The 20925-nt window shown below is 46.7% G+C and carries 18 protein-coding genes; 7 read left to right on the top strand and 11 right to left on the bottom strand.

All coding sequences use genetic code 11. The features are described 5' to 3' along the window. From JMA39_RS05465 to JMA39_RS21385, 3 genes are all read left to right on the top strand, one after another. Nucleotides 1-109 (top strand): IS3 family transposase (locus JMA39_RS05465; RefSeq protein WP_202720801.1); only part of this gene is annotated, 109 nt, incomplete at its 5' end. Between the two features lie 134 nt (nucleotides 110-243). Further along, nucleotides 244-426: a S8 family serine peptidase gene (locus JMA39_RS21450; protein WP_373316310.1), complete on the top strand. Its 183-nt coding sequence runs from the start codon at nucleotides 244-246 to the stop codon at nucleotides 424-426. Nucleotides 427-454: 28 nt separating this feature from the next. Beyond that, a complete protein-coding gene (locus tag JMA39_RS21385; RefSeq protein ID WP_308440707.1) occupies nucleotides 455-877 on the top strand; it encodes a S8 family serine peptidase in 423 nt (140 codons plus the stop codon). Here JMA39_RS21385 and JMA39_RS05455 read toward each other — a convergent pair. After that, nucleotides 851-1582 (bottom strand): substrate-binding periplasmic protein, encoded by a 732-nt coding sequence (locus JMA39_RS05455; RefSeq protein ID WP_202720800.1) that lies wholly within the window; start codon nucleotides 1580-1582, stop codon nucleotides 851-853. The two genes, JMA39_RS21385 and JMA39_RS05455, sit on opposite strands and share 27 nt — an antisense overlap. A 537-nt stretch (nucleotides 1583-2119) precedes the next feature. Here JMA39_RS05455 and JMA39_RS05450 point away from each other — a divergent pair. Continuing rightward, nucleotides 2120-2536 carry a hypothetical protein gene (locus JMA39_RS05450; RefSeq protein WP_202720799.1) on the top strand — a complete coding sequence of 139 codons (417 nt, stop codon included), beginning with the start codon at nucleotides 2120-2122 and terminating at the stop codon, nucleotides 2534-2536. A gap of 46 nt (nucleotides 2537-2582) precedes the next feature. Here the strand turns inward: JMA39_RS05450 and JMA39_RS05445 are convergent, their stop codons facing one another. The 8 genes from JMA39_RS05445 to cutA all read right to left on the bottom strand — a co-directional run bounded on the left by JMA39_RS05445 (nucleotide 2583) and on the right by cutA (nucleotide 15329). Further along, entirely contained in the window at nucleotides 2583-3614 is a 1032-nt protein-coding gene (locus tag JMA39_RS05445) for an aldose epimerase family protein (RefSeq protein WP_202720798.1), read from the bottom strand. Nucleotides 3615-3648: 34 nt separating this feature from the next. Beyond that, nucleotides 3649-4803 carry a galactokinase gene (galK, locus tag JMA39_RS05440; protein WP_202720797.1) on the bottom strand — a complete coding sequence of 385 codons (1155 nt, stop codon included), beginning with the start codon at nucleotides 4801-4803 and terminating at the stop codon, nucleotides 3649-3651. A 734-nt stretch (nucleotides 4804-5537) separates the two neighbouring features. Continuing rightward, nucleotides 5538-6959, bottom strand: a complete 1422-nt coding sequence (locus tag JMA39_RS05435; RefSeq protein ID WP_202720796.1) for a solute:sodium symporter family transporter — start codon at nucleotides 6957-6959, stop codon at nucleotides 5538-5540. Nucleotides 6960-7018: 59 nt separating this feature from the next. After that, complete coding sequence (locus tag JMA39_RS05430) at nucleotides 7019-10234, bottom strand: glycoside hydrolase family 2 TIM barrel-domain containing protein (RefSeq protein ID WP_237732618.1); 3216 nt, start codon at nucleotides 10232-10234, stop codon at nucleotides 7019-7021. A 71-nt stretch (nucleotides 10235-10305) separates the two neighbouring features. After that, complete coding sequence (locus tag JMA39_RS05425; RefSeq protein ID WP_202720795.1) at nucleotides 10306-11229, bottom strand: TolB family protein; 924 nt, start codon at nucleotides 11227-11229, stop codon at nucleotides 10306-10308. Nucleotides 11230-11297: 68 nt separating this feature from the next. Further along, a complete protein-coding gene (locus tag JMA39_RS05420) occupies nucleotides 11298-12956 on the bottom strand; it encodes a cation:proton antiporter family protein (protein WP_202720794.1) in 1659 nt (552 codons plus the stop codon). 220 nt (nucleotides 12957-13176) lie between these two features. After that, nucleotides 13177-15009: a protein-disulfide reductase DsbD gene (locus JMA39_RS05415; RefSeq protein ID WP_202720793.1), complete on the bottom strand. Its 1833-nt coding sequence runs from the start codon at nucleotides 15007-15009 to the stop codon at nucleotides 13177-13179. Beyond that, on the bottom strand, nucleotides 15006-15329 hold the full coding sequence (cutA, locus tag JMA39_RS05410) for a divalent-cation tolerance protein CutA (protein WP_202720792.1): 324 nt from the start codon (nucleotides 15327-15329) through the stop codon (nucleotides 15006-15008). The genes JMA39_RS05415 and cutA overlap by 4 nt, the downstream gene beginning before the upstream one ends. Nucleotides 15330-15646: 317 nt before the next feature. On the opposite strand from cutA, the gene JMA39_RS05405 reads away from it, so the two are divergent. Then, nucleotides 15647-16234, top strand: a complete 588-nt coding sequence (locus JMA39_RS05405; protein WP_202720791.1) for an FxsA family protein — start codon at nucleotides 15647-15649, stop codon at nucleotides 16232-16234. Here the strand turns inward: JMA39_RS05405 and JMA39_RS05400 are convergent. Further along, nucleotides 16231-18033: a serine/threonine protein kinase gene (locus tag JMA39_RS05400; RefSeq protein WP_202720790.1), complete on the bottom strand. Its 1803-nt coding sequence runs from the start codon at nucleotides 18031-18033 to the stop codon at nucleotides 16231-16233. The genes JMA39_RS05405 and JMA39_RS05400 overlap by 4 nt on opposite strands. A gap of 243 nt (nucleotides 18034-18276) precedes the next feature. Between JMA39_RS05400 and JMA39_RS05395 the strand changes: the two genes are divergently transcribed. Continuing rightward, the gene (locus tag JMA39_RS05395; RefSeq protein WP_202720789.1) at nucleotides 18277-18618 is read left to right on the top strand and encodes a hypothetical protein; all 342 of its coding nucleotides are present in this window, start codon (nucleotides 18277-18279) and stop codon (nucleotides 18616-18618) included. Between the two features lie 199 nt (nucleotides 18619-18817). Continuing rightward, the gene (locus JMA39_RS05390; RefSeq protein WP_202720788.1) at nucleotides 18818-19477 is read left to right on the top strand and encodes a thiopurine S-methyltransferase; all 660 of its coding nucleotides are present in this window, start codon (nucleotides 18818-18820) and stop codon (nucleotides 19475-19477) included. Nucleotides 19478-19798: 321 nt separating this feature from the next. Here JMA39_RS05390 and JMA39_RS05385 read toward each other — a convergent pair whose 3' ends face one another. Continuing rightward, the gene (locus JMA39_RS05385; RefSeq protein ID WP_202720787.1) at nucleotides 19799-20848 is read right to left on the bottom strand and encodes a porin; all 1050 of its coding nucleotides are present in this window, start codon (nucleotides 20846-20848) and stop codon (nucleotides 19799-19801) included. Nucleotides 20849-20925 lie beyond the last annotated feature (77 nt).

The following is a 20925-nucleotide window of genomic DNA, read 5'->3' as shown; positions in this document are numbered from 1 at the left end:
TAACTATATCGAATATTTCTATAATCCTGTGCGTCGTCATGGTAGTAATAATGGACTGTCTCCAGTGCAGTTCGAAAAACAGTACTTTGAGAAACAGTTAAGTGTCTAAGAAATTAGGGGCTTACCATAGACTGTTTGACGTGCCGATTCGAAGAATTTAATTAAAGATTCATTGATAGTTGTTTATAAAGAGAATACGACTTACGGGAACGTTTATCGGCTCAACAGCTGATTAACGTTCCCATGAAATATGCTGATGCAGAGGGTAGGGATAAGCGTTTTGTTCATTTGCTTGATGGTAGATTGACCGAACTATCACTTCATCCTGGTTCAGGTGTTGAGCAGGCGATCGAAATTATCAGGCGTCATTCAGGCGTCAAGTATGCGGAACCTAACTATGTAGTTAAAGTACATAGCTACGCCTGATGAACCGAGTTTTGAATCATTGTGAGCGATGAACAACACAGGGCAAGGTGATGGTAGTGCTGATGCCGATATTGATGCTGTAGAAGCCTGGGATGTAACAACGGGTGATAGTGATGTTGTTGTGGAGGTCATTGATACTGGTGTTGATTATAATCACCCCGATCTAGAAGCAAATATGTGGACTAACCCTAACGAAATTTCTGGCAACAGTGTTGATGATGGCAACGGGATTGTAGACGATATTCATGGCTTTAGTGCAATTAACAATAGCGGTGATCCTATGGATACGAACGGCCATGGTACTCACGTTGCAGGGACGATTGGTGCATCGGGTAACAACGGTGTTGGCGTCGTAGGCGTTAACTGGGAAGTTAGCATTATTGGTTATCAATTTACTTCATCTAGATATTATTTTAGAGGGTGGCTAAAACGCTATCTGGTACCTATCTAGAATGGCCTGATATTCACCGCTTTGCTTTAGGTTTTCTATGCCTTGAGCAAACAGAGAGGCGTAGCTGTGCCCTTTGTCATCGTTACTAAAGCCGACATAAAGCGCTGTACTCTTGTTTTCGCTACCCGCGAAGCGAATATCACTGCTATAGCCATATTGCTTGGCGGTGTAATCGATAACGTAACGGTTACCGATTAGTAGGTCAATTCGGTTTTTGGTCGCTAAATAGAGATTGGTCTTGAGTGGTGCCTCTCCCGAAGTACGAACGTGGCTGTTATGATTTTCTAGATATCGATTCAATGACTCGCCGTAGTCATAGCCTAAAATGGTCGCGATGAGCTTACTATCTAAGCTCTTTAGACTAGAGTACTGCCAATTAGAGTTTACCGGAGTATAAAAATCATTGGTATATTGGCCAATTGGTACGTGATTACTGCTTAGGGAGAAGGTTGAGATATGTTCGGCGGTTACCGCCAGTACGGCGTCGAGCTTGTGCTGGCTAGTGAGCGTTAGCGCCCTTTGGAAAGGGAGTGATTCGAACTTCACCTCAATATCAACTGAGGCAAAGGCTTGCTGTGTAAGCTCGACGACATAACCAGAGTTATCAGTGCAGATATAGGGGCACCATATATCGGAAGCCACCACAATTTGTTCTGCGTTTACGAAGAAGCTCATGGCCCAAAGTATGATTAATCTACACTTCAAAATAATCCTTTTATTGATCACGATATTAAGGCGGTTACTAGTCTAACAAAACCGCTTTAAGAAAGGGGAAAAATGAGAAACATTCATTACTCATCCTTCCACTTCGTTGAGTGTGACTCGAAAATCGACTCTTAAAGATAGTTTGCTGTCATCACCACGATACCTGCTCGGTCTAACCCTATAGTAATAGCCCTTACCATTTGAAAAGGCTTGTTGTTTTTTGTCGGCGCTTGTTATTTAAATTGTTGATGTTGTGAGGGTTGTCGGTTTGCTTGGTGATTTTTTGTATTTATTGATAGTGAAAAACTTGAATAACGACTGCTTTGAACTAAATTCGATAAGAGCTGAATAATTTATGTGATTTATTTCGTCTTTGAGAGGGCAATTTTGTATTTTCTACTCTTGATATTCGGCAAAAATCTGTAAAAATACCGCTTCTGTCCCTGATGGCAAAATACAGGGAAAACGGAAGTAAATGTTAGCGCAATTTACTTCTTATTTTATTTTGTATGTGTTGATTTAAGGGCATTAACATATATGTACAAGACTACAAAGAAACCAGTTTGGTACGGTGAGTTGAGAACAGCTCGCGGTAATACCATTCTTATTCATGATAAACAGTTTCCAGATGCTTCTGCAGGGCGTGTTTACTTCTATAACGCGACTCGTGAAGCAATTATCGAGTATGCAGAAGATATCGTTAAGCCTAACTTGCATGAACTTGATGATCAGGCGATAGCTGAAGTTGAAAAGACTTGTGGCGCAGCTTGGTTTACTGCCAGAGAAGAATTTATGGCTAAACATCAAGGCTGGGTTGAGGCTAATAATCCTAAGAGCGCAGCAGCTGCTCCTAAGAAAGCGAAACCTGCTCCTGAAGACGATGAGCCAGAGTTAGAGTCTGCCGATGGCGACGATGATTACGATGATGATTGGTCGGATGATTACGACGATTAATCATTAAAATAGTTAGATAACAGCGCCTCGGCGCTGTTATCTGCTTTTAAGCATCATTCGCAAATTGGTAGCGGCTGATATGATGATAAATCTCACCCGGGTTAATTATTGCGTCCCCTGCAATGTTAGCTTGATTAGGGGCATTAGGTATCTGTTGAGGCTCCAAACAAATCCCCTGATACTGATTCAATCTAAGTTGGTTCTTGCCAACCACCCCCTCTAAACTATTCCCCCCATATACTTGTACACCAGGCTGATTAGTATATAAGGTCATACTGCGACCACTGAGCGGCGAGCTTAAACGGCCAAATCGCTGTAACTTCGACTCAGTTGTCGACATCAAAAAGCAGTGATCGATCCCCGATGTTGCAGTTAACTCTTCACAGCCAATGAGTGATTTTAGCTCCGTGGGTATAGAAAGATCTAAGCCGCTATTCTGGGTTGCACAGATTGCCTTTGGGATCCCGCTATCATTTAGGCTCAGATATTGTTTGGCATCGATCTGCAGCTGATGATTCAGTGTTGTCTGGCTAGCATCGAGATTAAAATAACTGTGCTGTGTCAGGCTGATTGGGCAGGGTTTATCAGAACTAGCTAAGATCTCCACATAGAGATTACTTCCCACCAGACGGTAGTCGAGCTGTACGTTACAGTTACCGGGGAAGCCCATATCAAGATCTGGGCTTCTTAGGCTAAGTCGCACACCATCGGGGAGAGTGCCTAGCTGCCACTGTTTACGGTGAAAGCCCTCTCTGCCGCCGTGTAAACAGTTGCGGCCTTGGTTGGTATCGAGCTGGTGTTGAGTATTTCCTAGGTTAAATTGGCCATCGGCGATGCGGTTTGCGTATCGTCCGGCAATGGCACCTAGGTAAGCATCTTGAGCTAGGTAATCCTCTACACTATCACAGCCTAATACTAGGTTACCCCGTTCGTCATTACGGTCCGGGGCCCATAAAGAGCGGATGATACCGCCTAGGCTTAACACCTCAATTGCGATAGTACCGTTATCAATAAGGACTCGCTCAATCTGTCCTCCGCGTGGATCGTTCCAAGGTTCGAGAGCGCGAAAGCGTACCATTTAGAGTCCTTATTTTAAGTTTAGTTTGAAAGGATTAATCGTCGATGCGCTTGGCGCCATCACTGGCTGAGCACAGATAAATGTCGGCTTCTAGGCCTGTTTTTGTCGCGTATTGCTGTTCGATGGCCTCAACAACTGCATCGGTTAATTCATGATCAACCAGTGCTACAACACAGCCTCCAAAGCCGCCGCCAGTCATACGCACGCCGCCACGATCACCAATCACCTCGCTGATAATCTCGACCAGATAATCGATCTCGCTAGTGGTGATCTCAAAATCGTCACGCATGGAGAGGTGTGAGTCGGCCATGAGTTGGCTTAACTTGGCGATATCTCCCGCCTCTAGTGCCCATGCGGCATTTTGAGTGCGCCTGTTTTCTGTGACAACATGCTTAGCGCGTTTATAGCAAGCATCGCTTAGCTCTGACTTGCCCGCCTCAAGCGTGACGAGGTCAAGATCGCGCAGTGACTCCAAACCAAAGTGAGCCGCGGCTTGTTCGCACTGCTCACGGCGCAGGTTATATTCTGACTCGACTAAGCCACGTTGTACGTTTGAGTTGATGATAATCAGGCTCAAACTGTCGGGAATACTGACCGCTTCGCTGTCTAAGTCGAGACAATCGATAAGCAGCGCATGGTCTTGTTCACCCAAGGCACTAATCATCTGATCCATGATGCCGCAAGCGCAGCCTACAAACTGGTTTTCACCGCGCTGAGCCAGTTGAGCAATAGCCAGTGGCGACAGCTTTATTTGGCTGCAATCGTTAACTGCGGTGCCAAAGGCTATCTCTAATGCGGCCGAAGAGGACAGTCCTGCGCCCATAGGTACATTACTAACAACGGCCACGTCTAAACCTTTTGGCGCTAAGCCGGAGCTGGCCATGGCGGCAGTGAAGCCCTTGAGGTAGTTAGACCAATGATTGGCAATCGGTTGACCTTCTTCGCCGAAAACCCACTCCTCGATTTCACCAGGAAAGGCATCGGATACGGCGCGAAATAGTAGATCATCTCGGCGCTTTACAACAACCGCTGTATAGAAGTTGATGGCGGCAGGAAGCACGAAGCCATCGTTGTAGTCTGTATGCTCGCCAATAAGGTTGACGCGTCCTGGGGCACAATAAAGCTCATCGGCTTGGGTGCCAAAAGTTTGCACAAACAGCTTGTTTGCTCGTTGACTGGGGTTGGACATAATCTCAAATTTCCGAATGTTAATATTTGCGCTCAGTACAAAGACCTTGCTTAAACTGAGTGGTTATACTAATCAGTATAAGAAGTTGTTCTACTCAGAGTGTTTTTGGCAAACTAATTCAAGGCAATGAATGACATAGCGGTTGTTCCCTTATGAGTTCATTCAAAGCAGAAGTAGGCAGCCAAAAACACTCCTTCCAGGCGAGTTTTAGTGCCCCCGATGCTGCGTTAACAAGCTTAAACATAGAATAACTATGCTTTTCACTCGTTGCAAACCACATGGTCTTGTATGTTCCAGACATACATAAGACATTTCCTCCATCCATGGAGGTCAGATGTGGTGAATGTCATTCATGCAGGAGCATTTAATGACCTTGCCTCAAAAGCACTAAACTCTCGCTGAGCGATCAAATCTTTAAACTGATTAGTATTTGCTGCACTTTGATTCTGGCGACCAATTTCTTAACAGCGGTTTGCATTAAAATTTTTCAAAGATGTTGAACATCTTGATTGAGTGGCAGTCGCCCCCTAGTGGGAACTGCAGTCATTAGTGAACTGTATACTCAATATCCATCTATTGTTTTATATCACGACTCTACAATTTCTGTAACTGAGTTTTTTTATTGCAACCGCACTCTTGGGTAGACAAGAGTGCGGTTGTTGACTCAAAAGAAAATCGAAACGCTAACAAGGTGACTCGGCACTGTAACCTGCCGAGTCAGGTGCTGTTAGTGTTTAACCGCTAACCAGTTGACCGCTCAGGCTCTGGGGGCCAAAAACATATTTACTGAGTGCTAATGTCACTAAGATTGTCGCTGCAAGTGTGATTGCCATCATATGAATGAAGTGCAGAGGACTCCAGACGAAGGTAAATATCGCGTACATCAACACGCCAAACACTAGGCCAATTTTTATCGCTTTCGCATTCACATCCTTAAAGACGAGGGCGCAGATAAAGGCTGCCAGTACAGGCATAGAGTAGAGGCCGTTTAGCTGCTGTAACAGTGAGATGATGCTAGCCGACTGAGCAAACACTGGCACTAAGCATAATGAAATAAGGGTGAAGACAAGTGCAACGCGGGTGCCAATTTTGCGTACATCTGCGTTTGGATTAACATAGTTTTGGTGAATATCGCAGGTGTAAAGCGCCGCCGCGGAGTTGAGACAGGAGTTAAATGAGCTTAACACCGCACCCGCCATTACAGCCGCAAAGGCGCCAGACATCCAACTCGGTAAAATGTCTCCTACTAATTTGCCGTAGGCGACATCGCCCACATCACCATAAAGCTTATAGGCGACAAGCCCGGGGAGCACCACGATAATCGGAATAATCAGCTTCATGACTACCGCTGCATAGAGGCCCTTCTGTGCTTCTTTTACCGATTTTGCCGCCAAGGCTCTTTGGGTGATCACCATATTGGTGCCCCAGTAGAAGATCTGAATAAAGATCATACCGGTTAATAGGGTGTGCCAAGGAATATCTGACTGGCTATCACCGACAAGGGTTAAGCGTTCGATCGGAATACCAGATAGATCCCAGTGCACGGCGTTGAGTGCAAGATAGGAAACCACGATCCCCATAAGCAACAGACCAATACCGTTGAGACTGTCGGAGATAGCGATGGCCCTTAGACCACCGAAAATCGCATAGATAGCACCCACTACCGCAAAGATGGTGGCCAGAAGGGTAACGGAAATGGACAAGCCAAACATCGACTTCATGAATAGAGAGCCGGTATAAAGCACTACGGGTAGCAAGATAAAGGCATAGCCGAGCATGAACAGTACCGACACCATGGCGCGGATCCCTTTGTCTTGGTACTTACGCTCCAGCAGCTCTGTGGTCGTGGTGCAGTTATATTTGTAATAGATAGGAATAAGCCATTTAGCGAGGATGATTAATCCCACCGCCGCCGCTATTTCCCACCAAGCGACCAGCAAGGTTTGAGCACCGTTCATGCCAACAATTTGCTCGGCGCTGATGTTAGTCATCATCAATGAGCCTGCGACCACTACCCAGCTTAGGCCGCCGCCTGCAAGGAAATAGTCTTTGCTGTCGCTACAGTCGCGAGTTACCTTGCGACACTTCAGGTAGGTGATCAAACCTACCATGGCGGTTAAGCCAAAAAATATAACCAGTTGAATAGTCTGTTCCATGTTGATCCTTCACCATTATTTTTAGTTTTAATATCCGTGGTCGTACAAATTTTTTGTGACTATCGTTTAGCCCTAGCCTGCTGCTGAATATCGGCCTCAGCCGGAACAGGCTCTAGGCTGAAGCTAAAGCGCATCGGTTTCGCCTCGATACGATAGGGGGTATGCACAGGGCGTCCCCATGAGGTATCGCCGCCAACGCCCATCTGCTTGTAATCGATATTCCAGGTGACAAAGTCACGGATTGGAATTTCCGCGCCATGGTTGGCGGTCACTGGCACGAGACCTGAGGCTGAGCCCTCGGCATCACCGTCCCTAAAGTCTATATCAGCCTGATCAAATGGCCAAAGGCTGGTCTGCAACATCTCACCATCCATTGTGGATTGCGCCAGTAACCCCGCGCCTTTGCTATTGGTCACGGCCACATAGCGAACATCGGTGCGCTGGCCGGTTTCTTGTGGTCTTGAGTAGCGATGAAAGGTTTGCTCTATCGGCAATGCGTACCAAGCAACAGCATTACCGGTTTTTCTATCGGCATAGCTCTCTTCAGGGCCGCGGCCAAAGTAGTGCATAAAGCGGAACTCGAACGGCAGCTGAGTGGTAAAGCCAAATCTTGGCAGGTCGGCAAGCTCACCATCACCTGGGCTAAAGTCGCTACTCACCAGTAACTTTCCTTGCTCACTTAGCTGATAAGCCGTGGTGAGGCTAAAGCCAAGCTTTGGGTGCTGGTGGACAACTTTAAGTGCAGCATGCTTGCCTTTGTTGTGGCTGATGGATACAAGCTCCAGCTCGAGCGCGGCGTCTTGCCACATGCCTGCCCACTTGGGCATCTGATTACCTAGGTCATTATCGGTAGGGGCGCGCCAGAAGTTAGCCATCAAGGGGGCATCGAGCTGTGAGACTCCTTTGACCTTAATATCTGTTAGCCAGCCGCGAGTTTTGCTGATGAAATATTGGTTGTCGCTATTAGCCAGAATCCAGTTTTCGCTATTTTGCTCGATGGCATCAACCACTTTGCTGGAGGGCTTTTTTGCCGGCTGCAGCTGGAACTGCTCGAAAGCGATGAGGTGATCGCTTGGCAGCATAGGCTGCGGCGTATCGACTCTAACCTCAAGTAATAGCTGATACTCATATTGCGGACTTTGCTGCATCACCTTAAGCACTGAGTCTGGCAGAGCAAGCTGCACAGTCTTGCTGGCACCTGCGTTGATTTGCGGCATAGTGACTAACCCCTGTGTAAATGAGCGGCCATCTTGCTGCACCGTCCACATTAGGTTAAGGCCTTGAGTGCCGATAAAGTCATGTCGGTTGGATAGAGTAAACTCGGCGTTTTGCTGGGCTATATCGAAGTCAGTTAACTTGAATGGTTGGTAGACTTTCTTCACTTCAGACAGGTGCGGATGTGGGTTTCTATCGGGATCAACTAAACCATTATTAAGGAAGTTACCGTCGGTGGGCATATCGGGGTGATAGTCTTTGCCGTAGGCCCAATAACGTTGGCCATTTTCATTGGTGAAGGCGAGTGATTGATCGACCCAGTCCCAGATAAAGCCGCCTTGCAGCTGTGGGTATTGGTCGATGACATCCCAGTAATCTTGTAGGTTACCAACCGAGTTTCCCATGGCGTGGGCGTACTCGATCATGATTAGTGGCCTATCTTTATGTTCCTTAGCATACTTCTCGATACGTTCAATTGAGGGGTACATGGGGGCGACAATATCGGTATAGGCGTGTTGCCCCGCAGGTTCATACTGCACTGGGCGGCTCGGGTCGCGCTGTTTAATCCAATCATAGAGGGCCGCAAAGAGCTTACCTTCACCGGCTTCATTGCCCAGAGACCAGATGATGATAGAGGGATGATTCTTATCACGTTCAACCATGCGCTCGACTCGCGCCTTATGGGCGGGAAGCCAGCTCATCTCGTTACCTAGTTGGGTGTTCTTATCGATGGCCAGCGGGTGTGACTCGATATTGGCTTCGTCAATGACATACAGACCATATTTGTCGGTGAGGCTTAACCAGTAGGGATCGTTCGGGTAGTGGCTAGAGCGCACCGCATTGATATTGTTCTGCTTCATCAGGCGAATATCGGTTTCCATGCTGGCGCGGCTCACCACGTGGCCCGTGTCAGGATCGGTTTCGTGTCTGTCGACGCCGCGAATGGTGATCGCCTTATTATTGACTTGCAGCTGGCCGTTTTTGATCTCGACTCGACGAAAGCCCAGCTGCTGACTACTGGCTTGCAGCAATTTACCTTGGCTATCGCTCAGGCTAACGATAAGTTGATAAAGGTTTGGGGTTTCAGCGCTCCAAAGCTTAGGAGACGTGACGGAGAAGTCGAACTTATGACTTTGCTGTTTTTCAAGCTTAGTGACAGCTTGTTCTCCACTGCTGACCTCAACCCCTTGGGGTGACAGCAGTCGATAGCTGAGGCTGACATCTTTGGCCTTGGTGTGGTTTTCAAGTTTTAGCTTCAGTGCTACCTCGGCCTTATCAAGGTTTGCCGACATCTGGTAGCTGGCATCGATATCGCTCATGCGCTGCTTCTCTGTGGCGTAGAGATAGACATCACGCTCGATACCACTGACTCTGAGCATGTCTTGGCTCTCTAAATAGCTGGCATCGCTCCAGCGAATGATTTGCAAGGCCAGCAGGTTTTCCCCTTGGTTTAAATAGGAGGTGATATCAAATTCTGCTGGTGTCTTGGCGCCTTGGCTGTAACCGACTTCCGTACCATTCACGAAGGCGGTCAGCGCCGAACGTGCGGCGCCAATGTGTAGAAAAACCTGCTTATCTTGCCAAGCTTGCGGCAAGGTGATTTGACGGCGATAACTGCCAGTAGGATTGTGATCTTCAGGTGCATCGGGCCAAGTCGTGGTAAATGGGTAGCGCTCATCTAGGTAGATGGCGTGACCAAAACCTTGGGTCTCCCAGTTTCCTGGTACCTGAATGCTTTGCCAATCAGTTAGATCGGCATTGGCTTGAGCAAAATCCTGAGGCACGCTTGATGGGTTATTAGCGTAATGAAATTGCCAGCGGCCGTTAAGATCGAAAAAGTTACTGCTGACTCGATAATCGTCTTTGAGTGCTTTCTCTTGGCTCGAATAGCCAAAGAAGCTAGCGTGTGCTGGCTGCTTGTTCTGCTCGAAGATTTGGTGATTTTGCCATCTTTGCGGCGTATCAGCGGCATAACTTAACGGGCTGACAAAAAGGGCGAGTAATCCGGCGATAATACGACGAGTGTTTACTGTTTTGCTACTTGATTGTTGGCTATTCATAGGAGGTTAGCTCTTCACTAATTATTATTTTTTATTGTGTTTTATATTTTGGGGGATCAGTTTTTTGCCATTTATTTTCGTTGCCAAACGACAGCCAAGTGTTTGCTGTCAGGGCTAATGGCAATACGTGATGCGCTAAGATAATCAGCACTAGGTGGTGATATTGGACTAATCAATTGCCAGTTCGCATCACTTTTAGAGTCTGCGTGCCAGCCGACTAAAGCGCCGCCATCGATGTTGAATAACCAATTATCTTGGCTCCAGGTATAGTCTTCGCTGGCACTAGCGGGCAATGCAATCAATCTCTGATGACTATTGTCTAGCGGCGAAAAACGCTTAATCACGCGATCACCATCGAGCTGCTTATGTAGGTAGCTAAAGGCGTTATCATTGGGAATGGCGTGAATACTGCGCCCGACATTGGCCACCACAAAGTGGCGCTCATCGGCGGTTTCACCCAGAGGTTCAAAATAGAGGCTGTAGGCATATCTCGCCCAGATAAGCGTGCCTAGCTGCTCATCACTGGCAAAATAACCGGCAGGAATAAGGCTGTTGATCGCTCGCTGGCGTGGGCTATTAGCATTTTGCTGCCAAACGCTTTGGTGAGGCACGCCTTGCTCGACCACATACTTGATTTGTACGCCATCGCTGGCAGTTTTAAAGGCCTGGGGTGAATATTCACTCTGCTTGGGAGTAAAGGTCAGTTGGCTGAGGTTGCCGTCATCGAGTCGATATTGATAGATATCGTTTTGTGCATCGACTCTGTCGGAGGTAAACAGCAGGTTCTGGCTATCGGGGCTAAAGTTAGGTTGATTGTCATAGCCATCGCGATCGGTAATGGCTTTGGCATCACCCAAGTGCCACTGCTGACTAGCCTCGTTGTAATCGAGCGAATAGAGCCAGACATCGAATCCGGCAGCGTGAATGCTGCCGGGAAGTAGGCCTGTTAGGAGTGCATAACCCGCCAGAGTAGAGTTTTTATAATTGTTTGGCATTGTATGTTATTGGTCATTTTATACTCGTGAACAAATAACATACGCTATAATGGGGATAATGTATACAATTAGCCTTTGGGCTCACTCTCCAGTGTATCGACTTCATTTTTTCGATTGATAGCGTCGGGGTTATCCGGCGCCGCACCGCTTGGTGTCAGTAGCTCTTTGACCAAGTGCTCGACAAAACCCGTTCCTGCCGCTTCATAGAGATTATAAACACTGTGTACGCCAGACTCGCTTAGCGACTGGGCATCTTCTTTATATTTGACGATGGCACTTAGCTTGCCTTGATAATCTAAAAGCTGTAACTGCTCGACGGCAAACTGATTACCCACGTGGTGGGGCATGGTTAGCAGCACCAGCTCAAGGTGAGGGGCTCTATCGAGCTTTTCCCAGAAGTCGGTATCGGATGCATCGCCTTGCACGACATTTCGACCTTCAGACATATGGAAGTCGACCAGCTCCTGCTTATGTTCGACACCTAAGATCTCGCCATCATATCGGGCTCTTAGCTCATCATAAGCACCGGAGCCGATACGGCCCATACCTAAGATCAGAAAGCGCGGATTGCCCACTGGAATAGGTCTATCTTCCGGATGCAAAGGATGCTTTTCTAAACGCTTAAGTCTGCCTTGGTATTTTTGGTAAATACGGCTAGTGGCGATGTTAAGCGGCGCTGCAAATAGAAAGCTAAAGCTCAGCGCTACCGCGAGGATCACCATCCACTGTGGTGGTAGCCAGCCTTTTGAGGTGGCAACTGCCGCAACAATTAAGCCGAACTCACTGTAGTTACCTAGGCTAAATGAACTCATCAAGGCGGTACGAGAACGTAGCTTAAAGTGCGTCAGTAAGTACATAAACAGAATGACTTTAATCGGTACCACTAGGACTAAAATCGCGGCTAAACCGATATCGGAGAAGCTCGGTAAACCGTTGAGCCCTACAGTTAAGAAGAAAGCGACTAAGAAGAGCTCCTTGAAGTAAAACAGCGACTTTGCCAGCTCTGATGACTTTGGGTGACCCGCGAGCAAGATGCCAATAATCAATGCGCCAAGATCCGGTTTCAGGCCGACAAGTTCAAACAGCCCTGCGCCCATGACTAGCGCCATCACTAAGCCGAACAACACCAATAGTTCACCGTGACCGACTCTGTCGAACGCCTTGTAAATGAGTGGTTTTGCCAGTGGCAGTAGCAGTAGTGCTAAGGCCCAGTATGAGGGAATATCACCTTTGGATATAGTGAGAAAGGCCACCGCGAAGATATCTTGCATAATCAAGATACCAATAGCAACTCGACCGTAAAGTGACTGCATATCACCTTTATCTTCCAGTATTTTTACCGCAAAAATGGTACTGGAAAAACTCAGTGCGAAGGCGAGTAACGCCAGTTGATCTATTTCTAGGCCTGTGAGCTGCTCAAGCCCTAGCAGTCCCAGCAGTTTTAATAGTGGGATAAAAAACAGCATGGAGCCGAGTAAGTGCAAACTCGAACCCGCCCACACTTCGGCTTTGAACAGGCTGCGCAGATCCAGTTTAAGGCCGATGGCAAATAGCAGCAGGGTAACACCTAGGTTAGCCAACTGCTCTAACATGGGTAAACTGGACTCTTCGATACCAAATAGAAACAGCACAAATCCCGCAACAAGATAGCCAATTAAAGGGGGAAGTCCCACGCGGCTAACTAACATGCCGCAGGCTAAGGTGATAATGAGTATAGCGGGTTCCATGATGCTCCTTTTCTAATGATTTACATCCAAGTGCTTTGGGTATAACGATGCACCATTGTATAAGAAATTTATGAAGTTGAGCTGAAAAATGTGAAGAAATTTGATGTTTGTGAGGCCAGTTATGAGCTGGCTAGAGATAAAGAAAAGCCCCAGTTTATAGAAAATAAACTGGGGCTTGATTATCAGACTTAGTTAATGAATTTGTTATTTAACTCATTCGTTAATTAACTAGGTGGTCTAGATGCTCGGCAAAGGCCTTTGGTCGCATAAAACCAGTCACGCGTAGCTCATCTCGGATATCACCGTTTTCATCGAACATCAGCAGCGTAGGCAGCCCTAGTACGTTGTAATGTTCCAGTAGTTCAATATCGATATCATCGTTTTTAGTCACATCGGCTTGCAGCAATACCATCTTGTTCATGCGCTCTAGCACTTGTGGATCTTTAAAGGTGATGGCCTCGAACTCTTTACAGGCCACACACCAGTCGGCATAGAGATCTAGCATCACCGTCTTGCCTTGAGCACTTGCCGCTGCTATCTCGGTATTCAGGTCTTCTAATGACTTGATACGCTTGAAGCCATGGCCTTGAGCCTCACTCGAGGCATTAACCACTGCATGGTTGCTAAAGCCAAGCTTAGCCATTACCGCTTGCATACCGTAGGAGAAGCTACCTAGTAGCGCCAACATCAATAGTACCGAGCGGGTGGTTTGCTTCCAGTTAAACTCGGTGAGCTTGTTCTGGTGCATTAAGTAACCCACTAAAGCGATACCCCAAATTGACCAGAGTACGTCAGAGATAAAGCCTGGCCAGATGCGGCCTAACATCACAATCGATACGGCGATGAGTAGGAAACCGAAGATAGTCTTGATGACATCCATCCAGCTACCAGCCCTTGGTAAGATCTTACCGCCAGAGGTACCGATAATCAGTAGTGGTAGACCCATACCCATGCTCAGTACATAAAGTGCTAGGAAGCCCTGCATTAGGTCGCCTGTTTGAGCTACATAGATAAGCGCGCCAGAGAGCGGGGCCGTGGTACAAGGTGAGGCGACAAGGCCTGAGATAATCCCCATCACAAATACGCCAATAACATTGCCGCCTTTCTGATTGTTCGATAGCGAGTTCATCTTCTCCTGCCACTTTGAAGGCAGTTTAAGATCGTACAGACCAAACATCGACAAACTCAGCACGAAGAAGAGTATCGCCAGCACAATAAGCACAGCTGGGTGCTGTAACGCGGCTTGGTACTTCATGCCCGCAGAGGCAACAACCAGTCCTACTAGTGAGTAGGTAATCGCCATACCTTGAACATAAACCATAGACAGGCTGAAGGCTTTAGCGGTAGAGAGTTTCTTGCCTTGACCGACAATGATCCCTGACAGGATAGGGTACATAGGGAATACACAAGGGGTGAGCGCAAGGCCAACACCTAAGCCAAAGAAGATGACTAAGGTCCAGATAAGGCTGTCGCCCGAAAGCATCGCGCTTAGCGTGTCTTGTTGGGTGATAGGTGCGTTACTAGTATCGGCAGGCTTTGCAACCTCGCTAGCCGTTCCTAATGCCTTGTCTGCGTCAGCTAAAAGACCATCGTTGGCGGCGGTTTCAGTTAGTTCGGCCGTTTTCTTAGTTGGTGGGAAGCAAAGCTTGCCCTCGGCGCAGCCCATAAAGGTGACGTTGAGCTTACTACCTGCTGCAGCTTCTTTAATTGCTACCGGCATCTCGACGTAGGAGTAGTAAACCTCTTGTTCGCCGAAGTATTCATCGGTGTGAGGCTTGCCTTGCGGTAGTGAAATTTCACCTAGCACGGCACCGTCGGCTGCTTCAAATTTTAGTTTGTCGCGGTACATATAGTAACCGTCGGCGATGACCCAGCTAATTTTGACTTTGTCGCCTTGCTGTTTAAAGTCGAACACGAACGCCTGGTCGACAGGCATCAGCTCTGGTTCACCCTTTAAAAAGTCGAACTTATTACTACTGAAAATGCCCTCTGCATGTGCCAGCGGCGTCAGCAGCAGTAGTGAGGCTAAAAACAGGTTTATGATTCTTTTCATGGCTGTGTGGTTTCTTTTATCCAATCAAAATAGGCTGGCAATCCTTGGGTCACAGGGAGTGCGATTAGCTCGGGTACATCGTAGGGGTGTAGTTTAGAAAGTAGCTGTTCGATAGCAACGTAATTTTGTGCTAGACACTTTATATGTAAAGTAAACTCTTGCTCTTCACACACTTGCCCTTGCCACTCATACACAGAGGTTACGGCTTGTGAGATCTGTACACAAGCCGCCAGTTTGGCTTTAACCAGCTCATGGGCAAGGGTTTTAGCCTGCTCTTGACTCGGACTGGTGGTGATCACTAACAAAAATTCGTTTTGCATTACGTTATTTTATTATCCAACAGATTAAAATTGTATTAAGCCAACGATTGTATTATTCCGTTCAAGGTACAATGGCAATCAGTAAAGCGAACAGCTTTCAAAAAGCTAATCGGTACTTTACGTCTTTTAACTTAGGCTTGCATTAAGGTATGGCTAAAATAGTGATGCCAGTAGTTTTTGCTTACAATTAGTCACCTAATTGCTGCAACAGCTAGAATTTATACAGTTAAATTGCAGCCTCAAATCAGCAACGACTTGAAAGTAGACCGGGTTGCCCCAATTTAGTTTTCATCACCAGCAAAAAATGTGAGGTCAGTGTGTTTTTTATTTTGTTATTAATATTTGTGTTAGTTCCAGTGATGGAGCTATCTGTACTGATCCGCGTTGGTGAGGTGTTAGGCAGTTGGACGACCGTTGCGCTAGTGATATTTACCGCCGTTGTCGGTGTCTCTTTGGTACGTAGCCAAGGCATAAGCACCTTGATGCAGGTGCAGCAGAAGCTTGCTCGTGGTGAGGCTCCAGGGCAAGAGATTGTTGAAGGCATGATGTTAGCGATTGCTGGACTATTACTGCTGATCCCAGGCTTTGTCACCGATTTTATCGGCCTCGTATTACTGACCCCATTTACTCGCATTCCCGTGGCGAAGTACGTCTATAAGCGCATGCAGGTTAAAGTACAGGCAAACGGTGGTTTTCAATCTGGCTTCGGTCCAGGATTTGGCCCAGGAATGGGCCCTCATGGACAGAACCCATTCGAACAAAACGGTAATTCACCTTTCGATCAAGGAAATACCTTCGATGGTGATTTTGAGCGCAAGCCCGATCCAAGCGATAAGCGACCCGAGAGTCATCAGGTGAATGATTCTTCTAAGCCTGCTCAGGATGATAAAGAGCCAAAAACCTAACCCTGTTTAGGATTTCTGGGGTAGAAGTAGTCTGCCTTACGCTCGATATGGTTAAATTTGCGGGTGTTCTTATAGGGCAGTTTCATAAAGCCCGACACTCCCTTGCCTTGGATTTTATCCACATGGGCTAAGATCCTATCTAGGCTGGCCCTAAATGCTGCTTGCTTTCTTGGGTTGAGTAAACGCAAGTAGCTATGGATCTTCATATGGTTGGGCAGCACCTCAAAGATAATGCAGCCAGTATGGTGGATTTGGTTTATCCAACCAAGTTCGGTCATGATCTCCTTCGGTAGCTCTAGGTTCTCCTCCGGGTCGCGACCATCTTCAAAATAGGAGTGCAGTCGTGACTTATCTTCCAGAGAAGGCACATTGCCCACCTCAAATGGCAACTGTTGATCGTGAGCTGTGAAAAAAGGCTTTGAGCTGTCTTCACGTTCAATATGCAGGGTGTCACGAGCATTGAAGAAGCAGGCTTTAAATACCCCTATTCGGCGGATCCCTCGCGCTAGGGTTACCATATTATTAACTGCAACAGTGATCGCTTGTTTCTGCTCAGGCTTATAGATAGCAAGGTTTGAATCGATAAACACCCCGGTTTCACGCCAGTGAATAGCCAGTCCGCCGACAATGGCATATTGACTGAGGCGACCTACAGCAGCGATAAAGCCCTTCTCGGTATCACCCATGCCGGCCATAAAGTTGCGGTAATACTTTTCTAACTGTAGATCGTCCATTTTGGCTATGGGATCGTCACCATTGTGCTCTTTTAAGAACGCCTTACGCGAGCTGTAGCTCACGGTCTCTACTTCTTTATCTCTCGGTAAGATCCACACTGGAATCTCGGCATTTAGCGCTGCAGAGTTAATCTCTGGAAGGTGCATACGATGGCTGTGAGACATACTCTTTAAAAAGTAGTCGCCAGCTTGTTTACGCCGTATGGGATCGTCGCTCAGCATACCATCTAAGGTGCGAGCCAACTCGATAGGTAGGCCGATGCTGGTGGGGGGGATAACCTTACTACCAAAGCGACTCGCCTGGCCTGAGGCGAGGGCGTACAGCGTTGCAGCAACACCTTGCTCATCAAACCTAGGGCTAGATAGCGCACCATTGAGCTGCTCTTCACCAATAAAATAAACGTCGCCCATCCGCGCGTTAGTCTGTTGTTGATCGTTAGACATCAAGTCCATCACGTTGCCGTTAACCGGATTACCTTCGGTGTCTCGCTGGGCGAAAACTGCTGAGCCCCAGTCGATAAGGGACAGGTGTTGCGTCTTGACGTCATAAACAAGGTTTGAGGGTTTGATATCGCCATGAATGAGCGGTCGACCATTATGTAGGTACTGCAAAATGGCCGCTAGTTGGCGAGCGATATTCATCACCATAGCGACAGGTAATGCCCCGACTCTAAGGCAGAGTTGCTCAAGATCTTCTCCTGGAGCTCTGGCCATCACTAAGATCCCCTGTTTGCCCACATGCTCGAACTTAATCACTGGCGGCACATTAGGGTGGATGACTTGAGATAGCATAAAGGCTTCCTCTTCAAGCCTGTCTTGAATATGTTGCGGCAAGGTGAGGCGGGAGAACTTAAACACGTGAGCCTGACCTAACTTATTAATGCCCGCAAACACGAACCCATAGGCGCCTTTACCCACTAACTCCAACTCTTGGTATCCAAGCTTACCGAGTTGCTGCTTACACAAGCGGATCCAGGCTCTATGTTTACGAGCATCTTGAGCGCCCAGTAGATAGATGGATTGCTCTTCTGAGATATAAAAATGCTGAAGTTCAGGTGTTTGCAATTGAGGTCCCTCTGTTGTTAACCCATTAAATCAACAAGCTGTAATAAAGTCCAAGCTGATTCAATTTAAAGCAGGAGCAGCAGCTTGTAAAAAACCAGTCTAGGTCACACCTAACCAATATTTTCGGATTAGATATTGATGCATATCAAATCTAAGATAATAAGAGAAAGGTAATCTTTAATCAGTACGACTATAAATGATATAAGCCAGATAAAACGCTTTAATATCAACACCGAGGTAGCTATGTCAGGATTGGACAAATCACAGTTAATTGAACTACTTGAATACCCTAGGCGTCGAATCCTTCAGTCTATGGAACTGAATTATTGTCCCCATGCCGGTTTTTTTAATCATACCGATATGGAGTGCATTAATTGCCATCAAGGTATGGAATGTACTTGGATGAACCATAACGATGAAACAGTTGCGGTTGAGCAAAAGTCAGTCGAAGAGTTGAAACAGCAGCTTTTGGTGGCTGTCGATTTTATTGATTCGAGTCTAACGCCGCACCACCTGTCACGTCGTCAATGTGAATGCGAAAACTGTGTATGGCTAAAGCGAGTTCAGCAAGTGCTTAAGGCGTAAATGCCGCTATTTTGACTTGGTATTTCTAGCTAGATGACGCTTATTATTTTTGCTTCCGTTTCACACTCTCTATAGAGTAAAGGCCATAGCGGTATACCAAGTCTTGAATCATCACTATTCTTGTGAGATTTATTTCGCTCCTCCTCAGATATTCGAGTGCTCGGTCATACCTTGGTTTTCTTTGATATGGATCTTGAATATGCAGCCAAGTTTTTGGCATGAAAAATGGGATGCCCAGCAGATAGGCTTTCATTTGAATGCAGTTAACCCCCTCCTAGTGAAGTTCTGGCAACAACTAGCCCTTGATGGTAACGCACAGGTATTTGTTCCACTTTGTGGTAAATCGTTAGATATGTGCTTTTTGGCCGAGCAGGGGCATCACGTTGTGGGATGCGAGCTTAATGAATTGGCTGTACAGCAGTTTTATCGAGAAAACTCACTCCCTTTTGAAGTCAGTCGCATTGCCGAACATCAACGCTTCCATACCGAACAAGTCACCATTTATCAGGGCGATATTTTTACCCTTGATGCCCCTGAGCTAACTGCTACGACTGCTTTTTACGATCGCGCTGCGCTAATTGCCTGGCCTGAAGAGATGCGTTTATCTTATGCCCGTCAACTGGCTAAGTTAATTCCTGCTAACAGTGTTGGTCTATTAATTACCCTCGACTACCCTCAAGCTGAACTGAATGGTCCGCCTTTTGCTGTATCTGATGATTGGCTGCAGGCAAACTTAGCTGAAGATTTTGAGATAGAGCGTTTAGACAGTGAAGATGTGCTGAGTGACAACCCACGCTTCGTGAAAAAGCAGGTCTCTTGGTTAACCGAGTCGGTTTATAAGTTGACGCGAAAAAGCTGAAAAGCAGGTTCTAGGAACTAGGAAAGGCAAAGATGGTAAAGGCCGAAAAAGAAGGTTCTAGGAAGAGCAGGTTTTAGGTCCTAGGGAAAGCAGAACGGCCTGCGGCCTAGCGAACGCTTCGCTGACGGATAACGGAACGCTTCGCTTACGGAAAAGCGACAATCTTGACGAAGTCCGCTCTAACAGTGAGCATGCGAACGTCCTAGTAGCCCGAAGGGCGTCCTCGAATCTTCTCTCATCATTTAGCTAGATCAAAAAAGCGACCCTAAGGTCGCTTTTTTTATGACTTGAAATCGTTATAGAGTCTTATGACTCAATCGATTAGAAGTTGTAACGTAGACCAACAGTGAATACATTGTCATCTTTTAGGTCAATCTTGTTACCAGCAACTTTATGGTCGCCTTCGTACATAGCGTAGTGGCCATATACCATAGTTGATTTAGAGATCTTGTAGTCAGCACCAACAGTGATTGACTGAACGTTGATATCTGTACCAATTACTTTGCTGCCATCAACTTTTGGTACAGAGTTTTGGTAGTACTTACCGAAACCTGCTTCGTCCATGCCGTATTCAGCTTTTAGGTTTACGCCGTTTAGGTTGTAAGCCACGTTTACGAAGTAAGAGTTACCTTCTTGATCAGTTGTTTGGCTTTCAGTGTTCTGGAATAGACCACCCACTTTGAAGTCGCCTAACTTAACTTGAGCCACACCACGGTATGCATCGATACCTTTGATAGTGTTGTAAGCAGCAGCTACATAGTAGTTTTGTGCCTTAAGCTTCTTGTCACCGATAGTTGCACTTAGTGCATACTGTGCGTCATAAGAGGCAACTGCATCTTTATCATCAGCATCGATGTAGTTGTCTTCCATTAGGTAAGTCGCGTTCAAAGTCACTAGACCAGCGATCTTTGGTGAGTAGTACCAGATACCATCTGCAACACGATCTTGACCAGCTACTAGACGGTCGATATCGGCGTTAGTATTACCAAAGATATCAACGCCACCTTCTGATTGCTTGAATACGTGGTCGTTACGACCTACAAGTACAGTACCTGCTTGAGACTTAAGGCCTAGGAAAGTGTTACGTGCCTTGAAAGTTTCACCAGAATTAGTAGTGTTTTCTACTTGAAATTCCATCTGGTAGATAACGTCGATGTTGTTAGTTAGGCTTTCGCTGCCTTTAACACCTACGTGAGAGAAGTTGTTCTCGAAAACAGTACCAGATTTACCGTTTTGAGTGGTAGCACCTGTGTCAGAGTTTGTCACAGCTAAGTCTAAACGGCCGTAAAAGCTAGGACCATCGGCTAGCGCGCCGAAAGAAGCTAGGGTTAAAACTGATGCCACTGATGCCGAGATTAGCGTCTTTTTCATTTCATTTGCTCCCAGAACCTAAGTTCCTATTCGTTTCTTATGGTTTATTGCATAAACTTTTGTTTTTGTTATGCGCA

The organism is Shewanella schlegeliana (assembly GCF_016765635.1).
Taxonomy (GTDB): domain Bacteria; phylum Pseudomonadota; class Gammaproteobacteria; order Enterobacterales; family Shewanellaceae; genus Shewanella; species Shewanella schlegeliana.
The sequence above is the reverse complement of the archived record's forward strand: the minus strand, read 5'-3'. Positions and strand labels throughout refer to the sequence as shown.

Coding starts and splice junctions, on each gene's coding strand:
- JMA39_RS05450 (WP_202720799.1), top strand. CDS start 2,120: ATGTACAAGACTACAAAGAAACCAGTTTGGTACGGTGAGTTGAGAACA.
- JMA39_RS05385 (WP_202720787.1), bottom strand. CDS start 20,848: ATGAAAAAGACGCTAATCTCGGCATCAGTGGCATCAGTTTTAACCCTA.
- JMA39_RS05430 (WP_237732618.1), bottom strand. CDS start 10,234: ATGAATAGCCAACAATCAAGTAGCAAAACAGTAAACACTCGTCGTATT.
- JMA39_RS05395 (WP_202720789.1), top strand. CDS start 18,277: ATGTCAGGATTGGACAAATCACAGTTAATTGAACTACTTGAATACCCT.
- JMA39_RS05415 (WP_202720793.1), bottom strand. CDS start 15,009: ATGAAAAGAATCATAAACCTGTTTTTAGCCTCACTACTGCTGCTGACG.
- JMA39_RS05435 (WP_202720796.1), bottom strand. CDS start 6,959: ATGGAACAGACTATTCAACTGGTTATATTTTTTGGCTTAACCGCCATG.
- cutA (WP_202720792.1), bottom strand. CDS start 15,329: ATGCAAAACGAATTTTTGTTAGTGATCACCACCAGTCCGAGTCAAGAG.
- JMA39_RS21450 (WP_373316310.1), top strand. CDS start 244: ATGAAATATGCTGATGCAGAGGGTAGGGATAAGCGTTTTGTTCATTTG.
- JMA39_RS05425 (WP_202720795.1), bottom strand. CDS start 11,229: ATGCCAAACAATTATAAAAACTCTACTCTGGCGGGTTATGCACTCCTA.
- JMA39_RS05390 (WP_202720788.1), top strand. CDS start 18,818: ATGCAGCCAAGTTTTTGGCATGAAAAATGGGATGCCCAGCAGATAGGC.
- JMA39_RS21385 (WP_308440707.1), top strand. CDS start 455: ATGAACAACACAGGGCAAGGTGATGGTAGTGCTGATGCCGATATTGAT.
- JMA39_RS05445 (WP_202720798.1), bottom strand. CDS start 3,614: ATGGTACGCTTTCGCGCTCTCGAACCTTGGAACGATCCACGCGGAGGA.
- galK (WP_202720797.1), bottom strand. CDS start 4,803: ATGTCCAACCCCAGTCAACGAGCAAACAAGCTGTTTGTGCAAACTTTT.
- JMA39_RS05420 (WP_202720794.1), bottom strand. CDS start 12,956: ATGGAACCCGCTATACTCATTATCACCTTAGCCTGCGGCATGTTAGTT.